This is a genomic window from Amycolatopsis sp. GM8 (genome assembly GCF_021653975.1).
Classification (GTDB): Bacteria; Actinomycetota; Actinomycetes; order Mycobacteriales; family Pseudonocardiaceae; genus Amycolatopsis_E.
The window spans coordinates 953,777-970,240 of the sequence record NZ_JAJKFK010000004.1; the positions used below are offsets into that span (position 1 = coordinate 953,777).

Here is a 16,464-nt window from a genome sequence, read left to right on the forward strand (position 1 = left end):
CAGATAATCTGCGCAGTTTACCTGAACGTTACGGCTGCCCGGCCCGGCCCCCTGCCGATGACGAAGACACCGATGGGTTCGTTATCGTCCATCCACATGGGATCCGCTCGAACCGCACATCACATCCCGGACGACGATCTCGGCGCCGAGTTGCGACTGATCATCGGACTGATCGTTCGACATCTGAGAGCCGAGTCGCGCGGCGTCGCCAACTTGAACCTCACCCAGGAATCCGTGCTGGGACGACTGGACCGAGACGGCCCGGCGAGCAGCGCCGAATTGGCACGCGCCGAGGGCATCCGCCCACAGTCGCTCGCCCACATCGTCGACCAGCTCGTGTCAGCCGGGTTGGTGGTTCGCACCCGTGACGACACCGATCGACGGCGGACCAACGTGCATCTGACGGACGCGGGACGTCAACACGTGGCGGACGGCCGGCAGTTCCGACGCAGCTGGCTGGACCACGCCATCGCTGAACGACTCGACGCCGGCGAACGACGCCAGCTCAGCGAGGCGATCACCTTGCTCAATCGCCTCGTCGCCGACGCACCGAACGACCAGTGAGCCGCAGAGACGCATGGACGCGCGGCTGGAAACCGGTCGGATTGCCGCTGTTCGTAGGCCCGAATCACCTTTGTCACGCCGAATCGTGATGTCGATGGTCTGTGATCCGGGACGGGTATCACGATCGCCTTGAAACACAGCACCACGAGATCCTCCGGCGGCCCGAAGCCCCGGCCGATCCGTCCAGGGTCGCAACGAACGGCGTACCGCCACCTACCGGGACCGGATGGGTGACGATCGCGTACCGTCGATCTGCCTGTTCCGCATGGCCACTGCGGCGAGTGTGGCGCCGCCGATATCTATCGGGCCGCCGTCCTCGGCCTTGAGCCGGGTGATCTCGGTGACCGCGTCGCCGGTGACCAGGCGGGTGTTCCAGCCGGCCGTGCTGGTCGTCGAGGAGAACAGCGCCTTCGGCATGTCCCGCCAGCGGCGGGCGAACTCGATCTCCGCCGGTGTGGCACCCGGCTGCTGGTCGGCGGTCGGCCAGTGGGAACTCATCGTCTCCCACAGTTTGCGCCCGTACAGCGCCAGGTCGGTCGCCCCCACCCGGTCGGATCACTACTGGAACAGTTCGTCGCTCGGCACACTCCAGCCGAGGTCGTCGCCGGGCGCGGAGGACGACGCGGCTTCCTTGTCCTCGCGGATGGGCGAACATCGCGAGGCCACCGATGAGCGGGCCGGCGGCGAGCGCGCCGAAGAACGAGCCAGTGGCGGAGAAGACCGGGCCGATCATGGCGGGCACGAGGACGCTGCCGACTTGCCACACCGCATTCAGCGCCCCGGCCGTCGAGCCGGTGAGCACTTCGGCGCCGATGCCGAGAAACGTTGCCACGCAAAGGAACCGTGTCAGGGGGGTCATCGAGCCGAACAGCAGGAGCATCACGGCGAAGAACAGCAGGGACATTCCCATCGGGATCCTGGTGCCCTTGCCGAGCCGGTCCACAACGAAGCCGACCACGGGTTTGATCCCGGCGACGAACCAGTACAGGCCCCAAAACCCGCCGAACCCACCCAGGGGCAAGCAGGAGCACGTTGCGGTTCCTCAGCAACGGCCGGACGTCCGGCACGGCCCGGGCGGGCGCTTCGGCCGTGTCCCGCCGTCCCCGCAGGAACGAGGCACAGTAGGCCGACGACGACCGTGATGGCACCGCAAACGTGGTACGAGTGCTGCCAGCCCGCGCTGACGCGGCCTGAACCATTGGGAGATCAGGGTCAGCCCCGCCGCGTAGTCCGCGCCCGCGCACAACCCCAGCAACGCTTGCAGACGAGGCCGGCGGCCGTCGAGGGCACCGAACCGAAGCCGAACATCAGCGCACCGGCCACGATCGCGCTGACCCCGACCAATCCTTGATCTTCCTGTGCGAAAAAGGCCAAACCGTCCGGTGGCAGCCGGTATCACCGACGCTCATGGCGCGCCTGGTCCACCACGCCGACGAGCGAGCCGCGCCACGTGACCGCCAGCTGCTCCGCTACGCAGACGGCCGAGCGATCACCACCCGCCGCTACGACCACCTCTGGACACGTCTCGGCAAACATCTGCCGTGGGTCGCCACCCAGCAGATATCCACCCACTGGCTGCGACACACCACATTGACCTGGGTGGAGCGCAACTTCGGGTACGCCGTCGCGCGCGCCTACGCCGGACATACCGACTCCGGCGGAGACACCGGAACCACAACCACCTCGTCCGGGCCAGCCTCCACGAAATCGTTGCCGCACTGGCGGTCCTCACCGGAGAACCCCACCCACTCCGATGATGGGAATCGAACCAGTGACCTCTTCGGTGTGAACCAAGGACGACCTAGGGTGCCGACCTGCGGAAATGCCACTTCCGCAGGTCGGCGCGGGTCCGTTCAGAGTCGTCAGGCGCACTTGAGGACCGTTCAGCGCACATGCCTGCTCCCCACCCGTGCTTCCCAGCGCTATCACCGCCGTCCGACTCAAACTGACCGGTCACTCTCTCTGAGATGCGAGTCGAGGGCCTGTCCCGCGTCAAGTTTTTGGCTCAGTTTTCGTCGTTTGGATGTTGTGTCTGTTGATCTTGATGGTGGATCTCGGCGGATGATGTCGAACACGTGCCGGTAGTGCTCGGCCTCGACCGCGAGAGCCTGGCCGTCGGCGAGTGCGGATGTGCAGCAGCTCGGGCCGGGACGCGATGAACGCGGCGAACCGGGCCCCTGTGAATGCCCCGCCGTTGTCTGTGACGAGCTTGATCCGGCGGATTTTGCCGGTCGTGGGGTCGGTGAGCGGCTCGGACAGCGCAGTCCCGCCGGCGAGGCGTTCAGCCTCGGTGATCGCGATCCGTACGGCTAGTTCAGCGTCGAGCACGTTGCAGGTGGTGGACAGATGCCAGCCGAGCTCGTACTTCGCGTAGTAGTCCGCGCAGCCGGCGATCCGCCAGACTCCGCCGGTGGTGGTCTCGAACTCGGAGAAATCGACCTGCCACACCTAATTCGGGCCGGTCGGCCGATCGGCGAACGCTGCCTTCCGTGCCTGGCGAGCTCACGCCGCTCGCGCTGATACTCACCGGCTGCAGCAGGTTCCGCGGCCGCATCGCGCGCTCCATAGTGGACACTGAAACCTCGTGTCGGTCAGCGCGCATCAGCCCGACGCCAGACGACTTCGAGGACCTCGACCAGGTCGCCGGACGGCTCCTGTCCTTCCAGCACTGGTACAAACACCACCGCAATCCCCTTCGACTGGAGGTTCACCCGCGACGACCTCAACCGGCTGCTCGAACGGATCGGCCCTCACGACCGCCACGCCCCACCACCGGCAGCATGATCAACACCCGACGAACTAACAGGCGCGACGACGAGGAGACGCATCGGTTCCTTTCAAGTTCGACGTCCATGCAACGATCTTCGACACTGATGCGGTGAGCCTGGAAACCCGGCTCCACCGGCGTCTCAACGACCGCCGTGTCAACAGGGTCAATCACCGACACGAGTTCTTCTACGCTTCCCCCGCCAAGCTGCTGACCATCCTCGGCGAAATGGGCCTAACTGACAACCTCCTCGACTACGTTCGAGAACCGGAGGCTCATCGTGATAGTGACCCGCGGCGTCACCGTCCGCTGGCCGGGACCACTACCGGGAAGAATTCATGGCGAAACGGCTGGTCCATGACCAGCCCCAGGTTGTCCGTGACGGAGGACGGGGCACCGGTGTAGCGGGTATCGGCGCTCATGTAGGTGATGGGGTAGGCCACTCGGAGCTGGTTACTCTCGTTCTTGTCCGTGCCGTGCACGGTGAGCCCGGAGTGAATCGTGGCGTCGCCGGCATTGAGCGAGTTGGGCGCGGAGAGCTGCTCGTGTTGCTCCGGGTGCTCTGCCATCCAGTCGTTGTCCAGGCCATCGTAGCGGCCGAGCGGGCCCCAGTTTTGTGAGCCGTCGAGGAATCGCAATGTTCCCGCCGTCGCAGGCAGATCGACCAGGGCGAGCCAGAGTGTGCAGGCGAACTTCCGGTCGAGTGGCAGGTATGGCAGGTCCTGGTGATACCCCGTCGGGAGGCCGCCGTCCGCGGACGGCGGCTTGATCATGGCGGTGTCGCGGTAAAGTTGGACGCCGCGGGCCGCGAAACCAGCGATCTCACCGACGAACTGCGCGAGCTGCGGCGAGGTGACGAGCTTGCGGCAGATTTCGGAGCAGCGGCTCGGATTGGCGACCATGTGAACCACGTGCTCGAAACGTTGCGAGTCCTGCACGCGGGTTGCGCGATGGTTCTCGGCCTCCTGCCGCTCCTGGTCCTTGCGGGCGAGAAGGAATAGCTCGTCGCGGACCGCCGCGACCGTCTCGGCGTCCAACAGATTCTCGACCTTCACCCAGCCCCGGTCGAGGTATTCGTCCCGCAGTTTGTCCAGCTGCTCCCGCACGGGGAGGGCGATCACCGTCATCTGCCGCTCCTGTCCTGTCTCGTTCAATGCGGCAGCAGGGGTGTTCGCCCCCGGCCCCTTGCCCCCGCTGCTGTTGAATACAGCATCGCGCGATCGCGCGAGCTGAGGCGAGTACCGTCCCGACATCCTGAACTCCCCGGTAGAGGCGTCGATGGCCGCCCGTGGCCGGGTCGGGGCCCCGGCAGGTCCGTGCGGCACCCGCCTACGCGATCGTGGCACCGGCGTCCACCGGCAGCGCGGTCCCGGTGATGAACCGCGCTTGTTCCGACAGCAGAAACAGCACGGCGTCGCTGACATCGGACGACTCCACCCACGGGACAGGCAACGCATTGGCCGAGGCGAACCGATCCCTCGCGTCGTCCAGGGTGGGCGTGGCCAGATCGGGCCGGAACAGCCGGAACGTGCTCTCGTTGTTGATCATTTCGGTGTTCACCGTGGTCGGATTGACCGAGTTCACCCGGATGGACTCCGGCGCGAGCTCGAGTGCGAACGTGCGCATCAGGCCGATGAGTCCGTGTTTTGCCGCCACGTAGTGGCCCACGTTCGCCACCCCCCGCAGTCCCACCGTGGAATTCGTCATCACGATGGAGCCGCCCGCCCCGCTCCGCCGCAGATGCGGGATCGCGGCCTTGCAGGTATGCCAGACACCGGTCAGGTTGATGTCGAGCACGTCCTGCCATGCCTGCTCACCGAGTTCCGCGAGCGGACTGTGCGAGCAGATGCCCGCATTGGCCACCACGCCGTGCAGGCCACCGAAGTCGGCCACCGCGTCTTCGACAGCGCAGCACAGCCCGTCGAAATCGCGCACATCGGCCTCGGCCGCCGCGATCTTGCCGCCCGCCCGCTGAACCAGTTCCACCGTCTGCGCCAGGTCCGCGCGCGAGGACATCGGGTATGCGACCGTGGCGACTTGTGCGCAGGCGTCGACGGCGATGACGTTGCCGCCCTCCTCCGCGACGCGGATGGCGTGACTGCGCCCCTGCCCACGCGCGGCTCCGGTGATGAGCACGGTTTTGCCTTCGAAGCGCCTGGTCATCGCTCACCCACCTGCGCAGATGGCTGAGCGACGGGCTCGAACAGCACGGTGCGGGCTGCGCCCTGGCCCACCAGCACCATCGCGTCCGAAATCGGCATGTCCGGCGTGCCCACGGCGTCGGCCATGGCAGCGAGCGGCTCGGCGAGGTCGTCGGCCTCGATCTCCCAGAGCGTGAGATACCGGTAGCCCGGTGGCTCGGAGCCGGGCAACTGATGCGGGCTCGCCATGAAACGGCGAGCGGCGACAAATCCGGGAATCTTGCGCACATCTGCCAGGTGGACCTCGTCGTACCAGCGGTTGAACTCCTCCTCACTGCCGGGTCGCGAGTTGGCCATGACCACAAGGATCGCTTTGGGCATTTCGGGGCTCCTCCTGCGTTGTCTCACCGCACCGCGATGGCATTGGCGGGCGACCCGACACCTCCAACGAGGTTCAGCGGCTTCACCGACACCATCAACTCGTACACACCGTCCACCCGGCACGCCCTCGCCAGCGGTTCTAGCCGCCACAGTTCGCCGAGCATCAGCCCGAGCAGGGCCAGCAGCGGCCGATGCATGAGCCCGCGATGGTCGGCGCCGGTGACCGGCGGCTGCTCCTCGGGCAGAAAGAACGCCGAGTCAGGGTGCACCGGATACGCTTCGACGGAAATGTTGTCCGCTGCGATGAGTCCGATTCGGTGATCCCACAACCACTCGAGCACGGCGTGTGACTGCATCAACCCGGGGCAGGTTCCGCGGCTGCGCTCGCGTTCCTGTTCGGACAGGCTCAGGTAGTGCTCGGCCCAGCCCGTGTAGAGCAGCAGAATGTCGCCGGGCTCGACCGCGACCTCCTGGTGCCGCGTCGCGTTGTCCAGGTCGTCCGCGCTCACCGCGTGGTTGGTGGCGACGTCGTACTCGACGCCGGCCGCGGCAAAGTAGGCCGGCAGGTCGACGAGAACCGCACGACTGACGACGGCACGTTCGCTGGCCGCCTGGATGCCGAGGTGTGGCGTGCCCTCTGCCACCTCCTGGTCGACCACACCACCGTAGAACCCGTGCACCGGATGGCGGAAATGCCGCAATCCGTCGATCTGGCTCGACGATTGCAGGAAAAAGGAGTCGAGCCAATCGTCACGATGATGGGCGTTGTTCGCGAAGATGTGGTGGACGGCTGTCCCACGAGTGCCGGACAGGCTCGGGACGAACCTGTTGACGGGATAGTCGAGGTCGAACGTCTCGCCGGTCCGCACGAGACTCGCGGCGCGCCGGGCCGCCGCCGGGGTCACGTTGTTCAGCATGCCGAGCTGGTCGTTGTCGCCGTAGACGTGCCAGGACGACCCGGGCGGCGCGTCCTGACGCCGCAGCAGGTCTGCGTAGCTGGGGATGTTCTTCACCGGACCACTACCCGACCTGCTCGGCCTCGGGTGCGGGTGCGTCGTCGGCCGGCACGGGGCCGGTGCCGAGGTACCCCCGCAACAGTGCCGCCTCGTCAAGCTCCGCGGGCGTCCCCTGGAAGCCGATCTCGCCCTTCTCCATCACGTATACGCGGTCGGCGATCGGCAGGACCCGGTTGACGTACTGCTCGACGACAAGCAGGGCGACATTCGCGGACGCGAGCATGCGCAACGCCCCGAACAGCTCGTCCACGACCAGCGGTGCCAGGCCCATCGACAGCTCATCGACCATCACCACGCTCGGTGTGCACGCCCAGGCACGAGCCAGTGCCAGCATCTGCTGTTCGCCGCCCGACATGGTGCCGGCGATCTGGTCGAGCCGCGACCCGAGCCGCGGAAAGGCCTCGATGGCCCGGTCGAACGCATCCTTCGTATTTCCGGTCGACGGGGTCTGCATGCGGAGGTTGTCCCGTACGGTCAGCGACCGGAAGACACCTCGGCCTTCCGGCACCAGGCAGAGACCATGACGCACCCGGGCGTGCGGGCGGTCCCGTCGCGCGTCGCAGCCGTTGATCATGATTCGGCCGGCGTCGGGGGTGATCAGTCCAGCGATGGTGCGGAGCAGGGTCGACTTGCCGGCACCGTTCGCGCCGAGCAGCGCCACAACCTCTCCGGTGCGCACGATCAGGTCGATATCGCGCAGGACGCCGACCTTGCCGTAGCCCGCACATACGTGCCGGACCTCGATCGCCGCAGCGCCGGCAACGGACGTCGTCGCAGTCTTTCGAGATCCGCGTTCGAACACCGTTGCCTCCGCCATTGGATGCGTGCCGTGGCGTGGTGCCACAGCGTCATGCCAGTGAGTGAACCGCGCCGGGGTCTTCACCGTCGACCGGCGTTCGGAAGTGGTGAACCGCGACGGCGTCCCGCACCTCCACCCCGTCCGTGAAGCCGGCCTCGACGGTCTGGGCGATGGGCGATGGATCGCCGTGCGCGGCCGCGTACCGGACGGCCCACCGATGCGACTCCTCCGCCAGCGCGCGACGGCGCGGATCGGCGTAGTAGGCCCGCTCGCGCTCGCTCAGCGGACCCGAGTACCGCCAGGCCGAAACGAACTCGTTCACCGCAGGCAGCTGCAGCGCGAACAGCAGCGAGAAGTCGTGCTCTTCGCGCACCGGGACGATCCGGCGCCACCATTCGAGGAAATCCGCCATAGCGCCGGGCTTGATCACGTACCGGCGAAACTGCACAGCGTTCATCGCACGTCCTCAATTCGGTTCCAAACCCGAGTCAGGAAGGATCCAACCGCACGACTCGGCGGCTGATCAGCCATCGGTCACCCACGCGACGGGCGCGGAACTCGAAGTTGCCGTAGTGAACGCGACTGAGCTGGACGGCGCCCTCGTAAATGGCATGGCGGTAGACCAGGATGAAGAACGCGGTCATGAACGCCTCGTCACCATCAACGGTGGTGAGGATGTTGCTTACGTGGTGGCGGTATGGCACCGACCCGCGCATCGCGATGATGCTCTCGGCGTAGCTGCGCACCGCCGCCGCACCGGTGGCGGGCTCCCGGAAGACCCCGACGAGCACGGCATCGTCGGTGAACAGGCTGATGAGCTCTTCGGGCGTTTCGGAGTAATCGTTGAGCTGCGCGTAGCGATGAACCAGGTCCTGCAGGTCGAGACGATCCTGCAGTTGCGTGATCCGCTGCTCCACGGTCAGGTCAGCCATTCAAAGCCCTTTCGCTCAGCCGGTCGACCACCCAGTTCGGCCACCGGGCGTCGTCCTTCATGACAAGATGGACGGTCTCGGCCTTCGGGTCGGCGATCGGGTGCCGCTCGACCCACAGCGGGTGGCCGCCCTGCCGGATCGGCATGATCTCGTGGGCCAGGTGACAGCGGGCACTGTAGATCGGGTAGTCCCGCTGTCCACAGGTAATGGCGCGCCGCTCCCGCAGCAGATGCAGCCCGGCCGGGCCGGCGTATGCGCCGAAGGTCGGGTAGCGGATGCGACTGTCGGAGATGCGGCGGATCCGCGGGTCGTAACGCGGCCACCACAACCGATGGCACGCACCCAGCGGCCGGCCATGCAGGAGGAAATGGTCGTCGAACTCGTCGATCCAGAAGGTCGATCCGTGCGCCCGCCAGAAGGTGGCCAGCAGCGCGAGCCGCTCCCGCGGGCTCATCCCGGCCCAGCGCTCAATGGTCGCTGCCATGCCCAGTTGTACCGGCCGCGCCAGGGCGGGCACGACCGCCGACTCCCCGAGCACGCGCGCGATGAAGGTGAGCAAGGACGTGACGAACACCGTCAGCACACCCTCGTAGGCCGTCAGGTCGGCGTCCATGGTGCGCGCCGCAAGTCGCGCGAGGGACAGATCACCCGATTCCGCGGCGCGCCGCAACAGGACGGCTCGGCGCACCGGCACGAGGTCCGCGTCGCCGGCCAGCACGGGCCCGTCCACGGGCACCCGGCTCACCTGCGCGGGCCGAGCCACCTGCGCGCGCTCGTACACCGATTCCGGCACGTCCGCCACCGTCTTGTAGACGGTGAGCACGGTCGGGCCGGACCAGTCAGGCGGAAACGTCGGCACGGCCCACGGCTCGCCCCACTCCTCCAGCGGCAGCACGACGAGCAGCATGACCTCCAGCGCGAGCGCACATGGCAGGTCGGTGTAGCCGCCCGTCACGGGGCTGCCTTCGGCAAGCAGTGCATAACCGTCACGACCGAATCGGCCGTACGACGGATAGTTGAAGTTCTCGTCGAGGGAGGACTCCCTCGACGGTGCCGCCGGGGCGCACTGCCGGGCGGGACCCCAGGATGACGCCCGAACGGTGACCGTGTCCGCGTCCTCGTGCACCGTGAACCGCGACCCCGACGCACGCAGCATCCGCAATAGCTGCTCGACTCGCTCGGTCACCGGCGAGTGCGAGAGGCTGCGCACCACGGGCCGGATAGCTCTGTCCGCGGCCATCGTGACCGCCCGGTCGTGTGCCGCGCGCCCGCACATACCCAGGATGTCCGTCTGCAGCGACCCGATGTAGCCCTGCATGGCGTCGTATACAGCGCTCGCTTCGTCGTGCACTTCGCCGGCCAGTTCCGCCAGTTCCCTTCGGCTCCCCGCGCGAACCGCCCTTTCGACAAGGATCGACCTGGGGGTGGCAAGGCGGTCAAGTGCCTCCAACGTGAACTCCGCGGGCACATCAGACCCCCGTCGTCACAGACGTGGCACGCAGCTGCGGCAATAGCCGGGCGTGCGCCATCAGGGTTTGCACGCGCTGCTGGTCGCCCGGAGAGAGCGCGGGCGTGGGCGGGCGCACCGCGACACCACGGTGACCGGTGAGGCTCATCGCATACTTCATCAGTGCGATCGGATGCACGCCACGCGCGAAGCTCTCGCCCTGGAGCCGGATCAGTCCGCGAATGCGGGACAGGCTCGCGAAGGCCTCGGCGTGCCGGTCGCACCGGATGAACGTGGTCATCTGGTGCAGGTACGGACTCGTCCGCGTCTGCATATAGCAGGCCCGCGATGAACCGAGGATGAAGTCGGCCGCCTTGGTGGGGTAGGCCGCGCGCGAGAGCGCCCAGTACTCCTCGAACGGCGTGCCGATCTGCAGGCGGTCACCAAATGTGTCGGTCCGGTCGAGAAACTCGGTAAGGTCCCCGGTACCGTCCTTCACGCCGTACAGGTGGTCGAACTCGTCGGCGAGAATCTGGATGCCGACGTTGTCGAGGAAGTAACCGAGTTCTGGCAGGCGCGTGCTGTAGACGAAGGTCGGCAGCCGTGTGGTGCGCAACACCTGCCGGTAGAAGTCGAGCACACCTTCGTCGTTGCGCGGACCGAATATCGGCGGCCAGATCATCAGGTAATCCATCCCGATGGACTCGGCCACGGCAACGAGCTCGATCGTGTCCTGCACCGAAGCGGAGGACACCCCGGCCACCAACGGCACCCGGCCGGCGGCGGCGTCGGCGACGACGCGCATCAGCTCGATCCGCTCCGCCATGGTGAGCGTCCAGAACTCCTGGTAGACCGAGCCGAGATAAAGCCCGCCACAGCCGGGCAGCGCGAGCAGGTAGTCGACGTTGGCCGCTGCGGCATCGAAATCGACCGCCAGCTCGTCATCGAAAGGCGTCGTCGTGGTCATGACGTGGTCTGTCAACGCTCGGGGCGCGGGAACGCTCATGGGCGGTCAGCAGGATTCGCGCCAGCAGCCCGGCGAGGCCGGGACAGTGGCAGCAGGGCAAGTGCCACGCGCGGGTTGACGCCGGCGAACCGGCTGGCCCGATCCGCCTGCCAGGCCTCGATCTTCGCCGCGGCCTCCGGACTGAGCCGGTCGGGGTCCCACAGCCGGTCGGTGCTGTGCTCGATCCTGACCTCGGTTACCCCGGCGACCGAGCGCGCCGCGGTGGCGACCTCAGCCCGGATCGGCACGCTGTACAGGCAGACCGGGTCGTCGAGCAGGAGCCGCACCGTCGCCACACCGTCTGTCCCCACGTCGACAGAATCGACCATGCCGAGTTCACCAAGGGTGAGCCCGGTGCCGTTGGTGCGGCCGCAGGGATCGACCACCTGGCCGACCTGCGCACGCACGCGCTCGGCGAGGTCGACCACCGCTGACTCGTCGAAGTTCATCGTCGGCCTTCCTGGATACCGCGTTGCTCGTGCTTCGCTGTCACCCTTCCCACGCTCGTGGGCGGGCGCCTCCCGGTCAATCTTCGTTCGCATAACCGGGACCCGGACCTGCAACGGTCGCGCGCAGGAGCTTCTTGTCGAATTTGCCCACCGACGTCCTCGGCAGCGCGGTCACGAACTCCCACCGGTCGGGCAGCCACGACCTGGGGAACCGGGGCGCCAACCATTCGCGCAGTTCCTGTGGCCCTACGGCGGCTCCGGCGCGACACACCACGGCGGCCAGCGGGCGTTCGCCCCACTTCGCGTCCTCGACGGCGACGACACAAGCCTCCGCGACGTCCGGATGCGACATGATCTCGTTCTCCAGCGCCACTGATGAGATCCACTCGCCGCCGGACTTGATGACATCCTTGGCCCGGTCGGTGATCACCAGAAACCCGCGGTCGTCGACATGGCCGATATCCCCCGTGCGCAGCCAGCCGTCGTCGAACCTCTCGGGTGCCTCGCGCGCCAGGTAGCTGCCGGTGACCCACGGTCCACGCACCTGAATCTCGCCGACCGTCGCCCCGTCCCACTCCGCGACCCGGGCATCGTCGGTCACGATGCGCACGTCGACACCCGGCATGATCCGACCGGTCTTGGTGCGCCAGCCCGGGTCGCCCGGGTCCCGGGCGTCGGCGGGCGGCGCGGCGACCGCGCAGACGGGACTGGTCTCGGTCATGCCCCAGCCCTGCAGCAAGTCCACGCCGACCGCGGCGAACCGCTCGACCATCGCCCGCGGCACCGCCGACCCGCCGCCGACGAGGTGCCGGATCGAGGACAGGTCGATCTCCGGGTGGTCCTCGATGTGCGTCAGCAGGGATCGCCATACCGTCGGCACGCCGGCGGAGAGGGTTACCCGAGCCTGCTCGATCATCGTGGCGAGCTGGGCGGGGCCGAGATGGCGCGACGGCAGGACGATGTCCGCACCGGCTGTCCACGCCGCGTAGGGATACCCCCACGCGTTCACGTGGAACATCGGCACGACCACAAGGAAGCTGTCCCGCTCGGCGATGGTGAAAGCGCCACTGTTGTTCACCCCCAGCGTGTGCAGCCAGCTCGAACGATGGCTGTACACGACACCTTTGGGCTCCCCTGTCGTACCGCTGGTGAAGCAGACCACGGCGGCCGAGCGCTCGTCGAGATCCGGCCAGTCGTAGTGACCGGGTTCGGCGAGGATCTCCTCGTAAGTGTGGGTATGCGGGAACCGGTCCCGCAGCCGGTGCCGATCGGAGGGCGAGACCGCGACGCCGTCGTCGACCAGCACGAGGGCGCGAACCGGCTCGAGCCGGTCGGCAAGCGAGACGACGATCGGGACCAGGCTGTGATGCACGAACAGGACCTCATCGCCGGTGAGCTGCACGGCGTAGGCGATGTGGTCTGCGAGCACCCGGGGATTGGCGGTATGCAGCACCGCGCCCAACCCCGGCACCGCGAAGTAGAGCTCAAGATGCTCTGGCGTGTTCCACATCAGTGTGCCGACCCGGTCGCCCGCCCGGACACCGAGCCGGCGCAGGCCCCGGGCGAGCCGTTCCACGCGGGAGGCGACCTCGCTGAACCGTATCTCGCGTAGTGCCGAGCCGTCGTAGGCGTGAACGCGGCTGCGCCCGTGCACCCGGGCGCCGTGGGTGAACAGCGCCGAGATCAGCAGCGGGCGGTCCATCATCGTGCTGCACAGCGGAGCCCCTTTTCCGGTGCGCACCGCCATCACGTGGTGGTCGCCACGAGGGCGTCGGTGGCGATGGCGACATCGGAGTCCGCGGCCACGCCGCTGACGCCGATCGCGCCGAGCAGCACACCGTCACGGTGTAGCGGCTCTCCGCCGGGGAGCAGGGTCAGTCCCCCGCCGACCGCCAGGCCGACGACGAGGGCCGGGTCGGAGGCCAGCTGACCGGCCAGCGCCGCGGTGCTGTGTCCACCCACGGCGACGCTGCAGCGTGCCTTGCTGAGCGAAAGCTTGATACCGGCCAGCGCCGCGCCGTCCATGCGGAGGAAGGCGCACAGCTGCCCGCTGCCGTCGACGATGGAGATTGAGCACGCGATACCCCGTGCGGCCGCTGCCTTCTCGGCGGCCGACAGTAACACCGATGCGGTCGACGCCGAGAGCGACGGCGAGTACGGGCTAGACATGGGCGTCCTCCGGTGTGCTGGCGAGGGAACGGCGTAGGTGTGACCACGGTTCGGCGGCACCGGCCGCCGCTTGCCGCCGGGAGATCGCATCGTCAGCGATGGCGCTGCGGAAGCCTCCCGGGTCTATGCGATGCATCCGCAGGTAGTTCTCCCCGAGAATCCCGCGCCGGATGTCCGGAGTGAGATCCGGAACGCCGCATTCCTCGACGAGGTCGCGGGGCATGGTGAATTCGGTGAACGAGTCGAGCGCAATGCGTGGATGCACCATCGAGATGCCGCTGGCGTACAGGATGCGGTCCTGGGCGCCCGCGGCGAGCAGCGCCCCCAGGAACTCGGCGAAACGCCGCCGCGCGGGGCGGATGGTGGCGAAGGAGATCTCCAGGTTGAAGTAGCAGTTCGGGTGGGACCCGGCCAGGAAGGCGCTCTCCTCGACGAAGGCCATACCGGCGTGCACGACCTCGAAGTTCATCTGCGGGAAGGTTGCGCACGCGAGCGGTAAGTCGGACACGCCGTACGGCTCGTAGTGGACCGGACCGACCGGCAGCGCCTTGTGGGTCGCGATGACGCGGATTCCACGCTCGAGGGCTCGCTCGATCGCGGGGAAGGCGTACTTCTCGTCGTCGAGCCGCTGCGGGAACGTCCGTCCTCCGTCGTAACGTGCGGCGTAGAACTTGAGACCGTCCGCGCCGGCCTCGGCGGCGGCGTCCACCGTGTCGTGAATCTCGTTGATGCTGTCCAGCACGAAGGGATTGAAGGCGGCGTAGACCAGCGATCGGTCCGGGAATCGTTCCTTGAGCTGGTACCCCTTGGCGGTCGCCGAATGCCCGTCGTGCCAGTAGTCGTGGATCGGGGTCCCGTGGTATCCGATGAAATCGACACCCGCCTCGAAGAACAGCGTGTCGGCCACCTCGTCGATCTGCCAGTCGCGGGTGAACTCCTGCTCGGTCAGGCCCAGCGCGGAATCACCGGTGAGCAGTTGGTGGAAGCCATATGCGGCGTCGCGGATCGCCGGCGCCTCGCTTGAGGCCATATTCGGATCCGACCAGTTGTAGCAGTGTGCCGTGGCGTCGGCCACGATCATCCCATTCAACATGCGGCGGCTCCTCTACTCGGCACTGTTGGGCATGGTGAGCGCTTCGATTTCGGGGCGCAGGGCTTCGTCCAGAATCTCCACCCGCAACCCGAGCGGCGGCGACGGCTTGAACCAGGCCACGATGATCTGGCCATCCGAGGTGTACGAGGTCGCCTCAACTTGGAGGCCGGAGCGGACGAGCTCGCCTCGCCGCGCCTCGCAGTCACGCTCCCACATGCCTATGTGGTGGAAGCCGAGACCGTTTTCCCGGCTGAAGATGCCCGTGTCCTGCGCCTCGAGCAGTTCGTAGTGGGGCGAGCCGAGGGTCGAGTAGGCGACGCGCACCGAGGTCTCGCGGGCGCCCGCGCTGTCGTGCAGGTCCGCCACTTCCGCGGTGAACGGGTCGGTGAAGGGCACCCCGAGCCGGCGTTCGAACGCGGCCCGCGCCTCATCGATGTCCTCGACAAGCAGGGCGATGTGCATGAAGGGCGAAACGGTCATGACGCGGCGGTGGCCGGCAACGGCCAGGTCGCCGGCAGGCTGGTCAGCGACCACGTGGTTCCGGTGTTCTCCACGAGTGCGCTGCGATCGATCTCGAAGTCGGGTATCCGGGTGAGGAACTCGCCCAGTGCGGCCTTGAGCTCCGAGCGGGCCATGTGCATGCCGAGGCACACATGTGGACCTTGCCCGAAGCTCAGATGAGGGTTCGGCCTGCGCTTCATGTCAAAGTGCTCGGGGTCATCGAATTCGCCGGGGTCACGGTTGGCCGATGCGTAGAGCAGCAGGACGCGGTCGCCGCGGCGCAGCATGGTGCCGCCGATCTCGTGCTCGGCCACGACGGTGCGTGCCAGCCCCTTCGTCGGGGTCTCCCAGCGAAGCAGCTCTTCGACGAACGACGGCACCAGTTCGGGGTCATCCGCCAACGCCCGTCGCGTGTCGGGGTGCTCGCTGAGATAGAGCAGGCTGTAGCCGAGCGTGTTGGCCGTGGTCTCGAACCCGGCCGAGATCGCGACCAGCGAATAGTCGACGATCTCATCGTCGTGCAAGGGGCTGCCGCCGATATCGGCATGGGCGAGCACACTGAGCAGATCGTTTCCGGTGCCGGCCCGCCGGCTCGGGATGAGTCCGGCGAAGTACTCGTACATCTGCAGCGCGATCGCCGCGGCGCTGCGCGCCGCCTCATCGGGATTGTCGATCGCACCGACCTGATGCACCTGTGCGTTGATCAGCTCGACAAGATGCGCCCGGTCCCGCGTCGGGATGTCGAACATCGTCATGATCGTGGACACCGGGAGCGGATAGCAGAATTCGCTGCTGAGGTCGCCGTGGCCACGGCCGACGAATGCGTCGATCAGCCGCGCGGCGGCCGCGCGGTACTCCGGCTCGAGTTCACGCTGCCGCTTCCTGGCGAAAAAGCCGTTCAGCGGCGCCCGGTAAACCCGGTGCATAGGGGGATCGATCTCGATCGGAATCATCGGCCGCGGGTTGCCGAACGCGGGGATGGTGACCGGGCAGCTGGCGTACAGCTCGGGGTGGCGCAGGGCGTACAGCACATCCTCGTAACGGGTGATCACATAGAACCCGTCTTCGTGTGCCTTGCTGTGTGCTACCGGGCGGGCATTGCGAAGATCGTTGAAGACCTCCACCCAGCGGCCGCCCTTCAATGCCGGGTCGAGCGCACTGAACGACTCGTCGCTGAGGGACCGTGTGCTCTCGGGCAT

Annotated in this window: 18 protein-coding genes and 1 pseudogene; 2 read left to right on the forward strand and 17 right to left on the reverse strand. The window is 67.3% G+C overall.

The window, feature by feature from the left end:
- Positions 1-57 precede the first annotated feature (57 nt).
- A complete protein-coding gene (locus LOZ83_RS23145) occupies positions 58-564 on the forward strand; it encodes a MarR family winged helix-turn-helix transcriptional regulator (protein ID WP_236793379.1) in 507 nt (168 codons plus the stop codon).
- A 181-nt stretch (positions 565-745) separates the two neighbouring features.
- On the opposite strand, the pseudogene LOZ83_RS23150 reads toward LOZ83_RS23145, so the two are convergent.
- Both LOZ83_RS23150 and LOZ83_RS23160 read right to left on the reverse strand, forming a co-directional pair.
- Positions 746-1,209: pseudogene (locus LOZ83_RS23150) on the reverse strand (dihydrofolate reductase family protein); the annotation flags it as partial.
- A 1,347-nt stretch (positions 1,210-2,556) separates the two neighbouring features.
- Positions 2,557-3,012 (reverse strand): transposase family protein, encoded by a 456-nt coding sequence (locus tag LOZ83_RS23160; protein WP_236793381.1) that lies wholly within the window; start codon positions 3,010-3,012, stop codon positions 2,557-2,559.
- 430 nt (positions 3,013-3,442) lie between these two features.
- On the opposite strand from LOZ83_RS23160, the gene LOZ83_RS23165 reads away from it, so the two are divergent.
- Complete coding sequence (locus LOZ83_RS23165; RefSeq protein ID WP_236793382.1) at positions 3,443-3,736, forward strand: GIY-YIG nuclease family protein; 294 nt, start codon at positions 3,443-3,445, stop codon at positions 3,734-3,736.
- Here the strand turns inward: LOZ83_RS23165 and LOZ83_RS23170 are convergent.
- The 15 genes from LOZ83_RS23170 to LOZ83_RS23240 all read right to left on the reverse strand — a co-directional run bounded on the left by LOZ83_RS23170 (position 3,631) and on the right by LOZ83_RS23240 (position 16,464).
- The gene (locus LOZ83_RS23170) at positions 3,631-4,458 is read right to left on the reverse strand and encodes a phytanoyl-CoA dioxygenase family protein (protein WP_236793384.1); all 828 of its coding nucleotides are present in this window, start codon (positions 4,456-4,458) and stop codon (positions 3,631-3,633) included. The genes LOZ83_RS23165 and LOZ83_RS23170 overlap by 106 nt on opposite strands.
- Positions 4,459-4,660: 202 nt before the next feature.
- Positions 4,661-5,494: a mycofactocin-coupled SDR family oxidoreductase gene (locus tag LOZ83_RS23175; protein WP_236793386.1), complete on the reverse strand. Its 834-nt coding sequence runs from the start codon at positions 5,492-5,494 to the stop codon at positions 4,661-4,663.
- Positions 5,491-5,853: a DUF4286 family protein gene (locus LOZ83_RS23180; protein ID WP_236793388.1), complete on the reverse strand. Its 363-nt coding sequence runs from the start codon at positions 5,851-5,853 to the stop codon at positions 5,491-5,493. Before LOZ83_RS23180 ends, LOZ83_RS23175 begins: the two co-directional genes overlap by 4 nt.
- Before the next feature lie 23 nt (positions 5,854-5,876).
- A complete protein-coding gene (locus LOZ83_RS23185) occupies positions 5,877-6,866 on the reverse strand; it encodes a cyclase family protein (protein WP_236793390.1) in 990 nt (329 codons plus the stop codon).
- A 7-nt stretch (positions 6,867-6,873) separates the two neighbouring features.
- Positions 6,874-7,671, reverse strand: coding sequence for an ABC transporter ATP-binding protein (locus LOZ83_RS23190; protein WP_236793392.1), 798 nt, complete (start codon positions 7,669-7,671; stop codon positions 6,874-6,876).
- Positions 7,672-7,717: 46 nt separating this feature from the next.
- Positions 7,718-8,125 carry an NIPSNAP family protein gene (locus LOZ83_RS23195; RefSeq protein ID WP_236793393.1) on the reverse strand — a complete coding sequence of 136 codons (408 nt, stop codon included), beginning with the start codon at positions 8,123-8,125 and terminating at the stop codon, positions 7,718-7,720.
- A gap of 31 nt (positions 8,126-8,156) precedes the next feature.
- Positions 8,157-8,600, reverse strand: coding sequence for a nuclear transport factor 2 family protein (locus LOZ83_RS23200; RefSeq protein WP_236793395.1), 444 nt, complete (start codon positions 8,598-8,600; stop codon positions 8,157-8,159).
- A complete protein-coding gene (locus LOZ83_RS23205; RefSeq protein WP_236793397.1) occupies positions 8,593-10,050 on the reverse strand; it encodes a hypothetical protein in 1,458 nt (485 codons plus the stop codon). Before LOZ83_RS23205 ends, LOZ83_RS23200 begins: the two co-directional genes overlap by 8 nt.
- 19 nt (positions 10,051-10,069) lie before the next feature.
- On the reverse strand, positions 10,070-11,014 hold the full coding sequence (locus tag LOZ83_RS23210; protein ID WP_236793399.1) for a dihydrodipicolinate synthase family protein: 945 nt from the start codon (positions 11,012-11,014) through the stop codon (positions 10,070-10,072).
- Between the two features lie 35 nt (positions 11,015-11,049).
- Complete coding sequence (locus LOZ83_RS23215; protein WP_236793401.1) at positions 11,050-11,502, reverse strand: metal-sulfur cluster assembly factor; 453 nt, start codon at positions 11,500-11,502, stop codon at positions 11,050-11,052.
- 76 nt (positions 11,503-11,578) lie between these two features.
- Positions 11,579-13,249, reverse strand: a complete 1,671-nt coding sequence (locus LOZ83_RS23220; protein ID WP_236793403.1) for a long-chain fatty acid--CoA ligase — start codon at positions 13,247-13,249, stop codon at positions 11,579-11,581.
- Complete coding sequence (locus LOZ83_RS23225) at positions 13,249-13,671, reverse strand: heme-binding protein (protein WP_236793405.1); 423 nt, start codon at positions 13,669-13,671, stop codon at positions 13,249-13,251. The genes LOZ83_RS23220 and LOZ83_RS23225 overlap by 1 nt, the downstream gene beginning before the upstream one ends.
- Complete coding sequence (locus LOZ83_RS23230) at positions 13,664-14,764, reverse strand: amidohydrolase family protein (RefSeq protein ID WP_236793409.1); 1,101 nt, start codon at positions 14,762-14,764, stop codon at positions 13,664-13,666. The genes LOZ83_RS23225 and LOZ83_RS23230 overlap by 8 nt, the downstream gene beginning before the upstream one ends.
- A 12-nt stretch (positions 14,765-14,776) precedes the next feature.
- Positions 14,777-15,244 (reverse strand): VOC family protein, encoded by a 468-nt coding sequence (locus LOZ83_RS23235; protein ID WP_236793412.1) that lies wholly within the window; start codon positions 15,242-15,244, stop codon positions 14,777-14,779.
- Positions 15,241-16,464, reverse strand: coding sequence for a cytochrome P450 (locus tag LOZ83_RS23240; protein WP_236793414.1), 1,224 nt, complete (start codon positions 16,462-16,464; stop codon positions 15,241-15,243). The genes LOZ83_RS23235 and LOZ83_RS23240 overlap by 4 nt, the downstream gene beginning before the upstream one ends.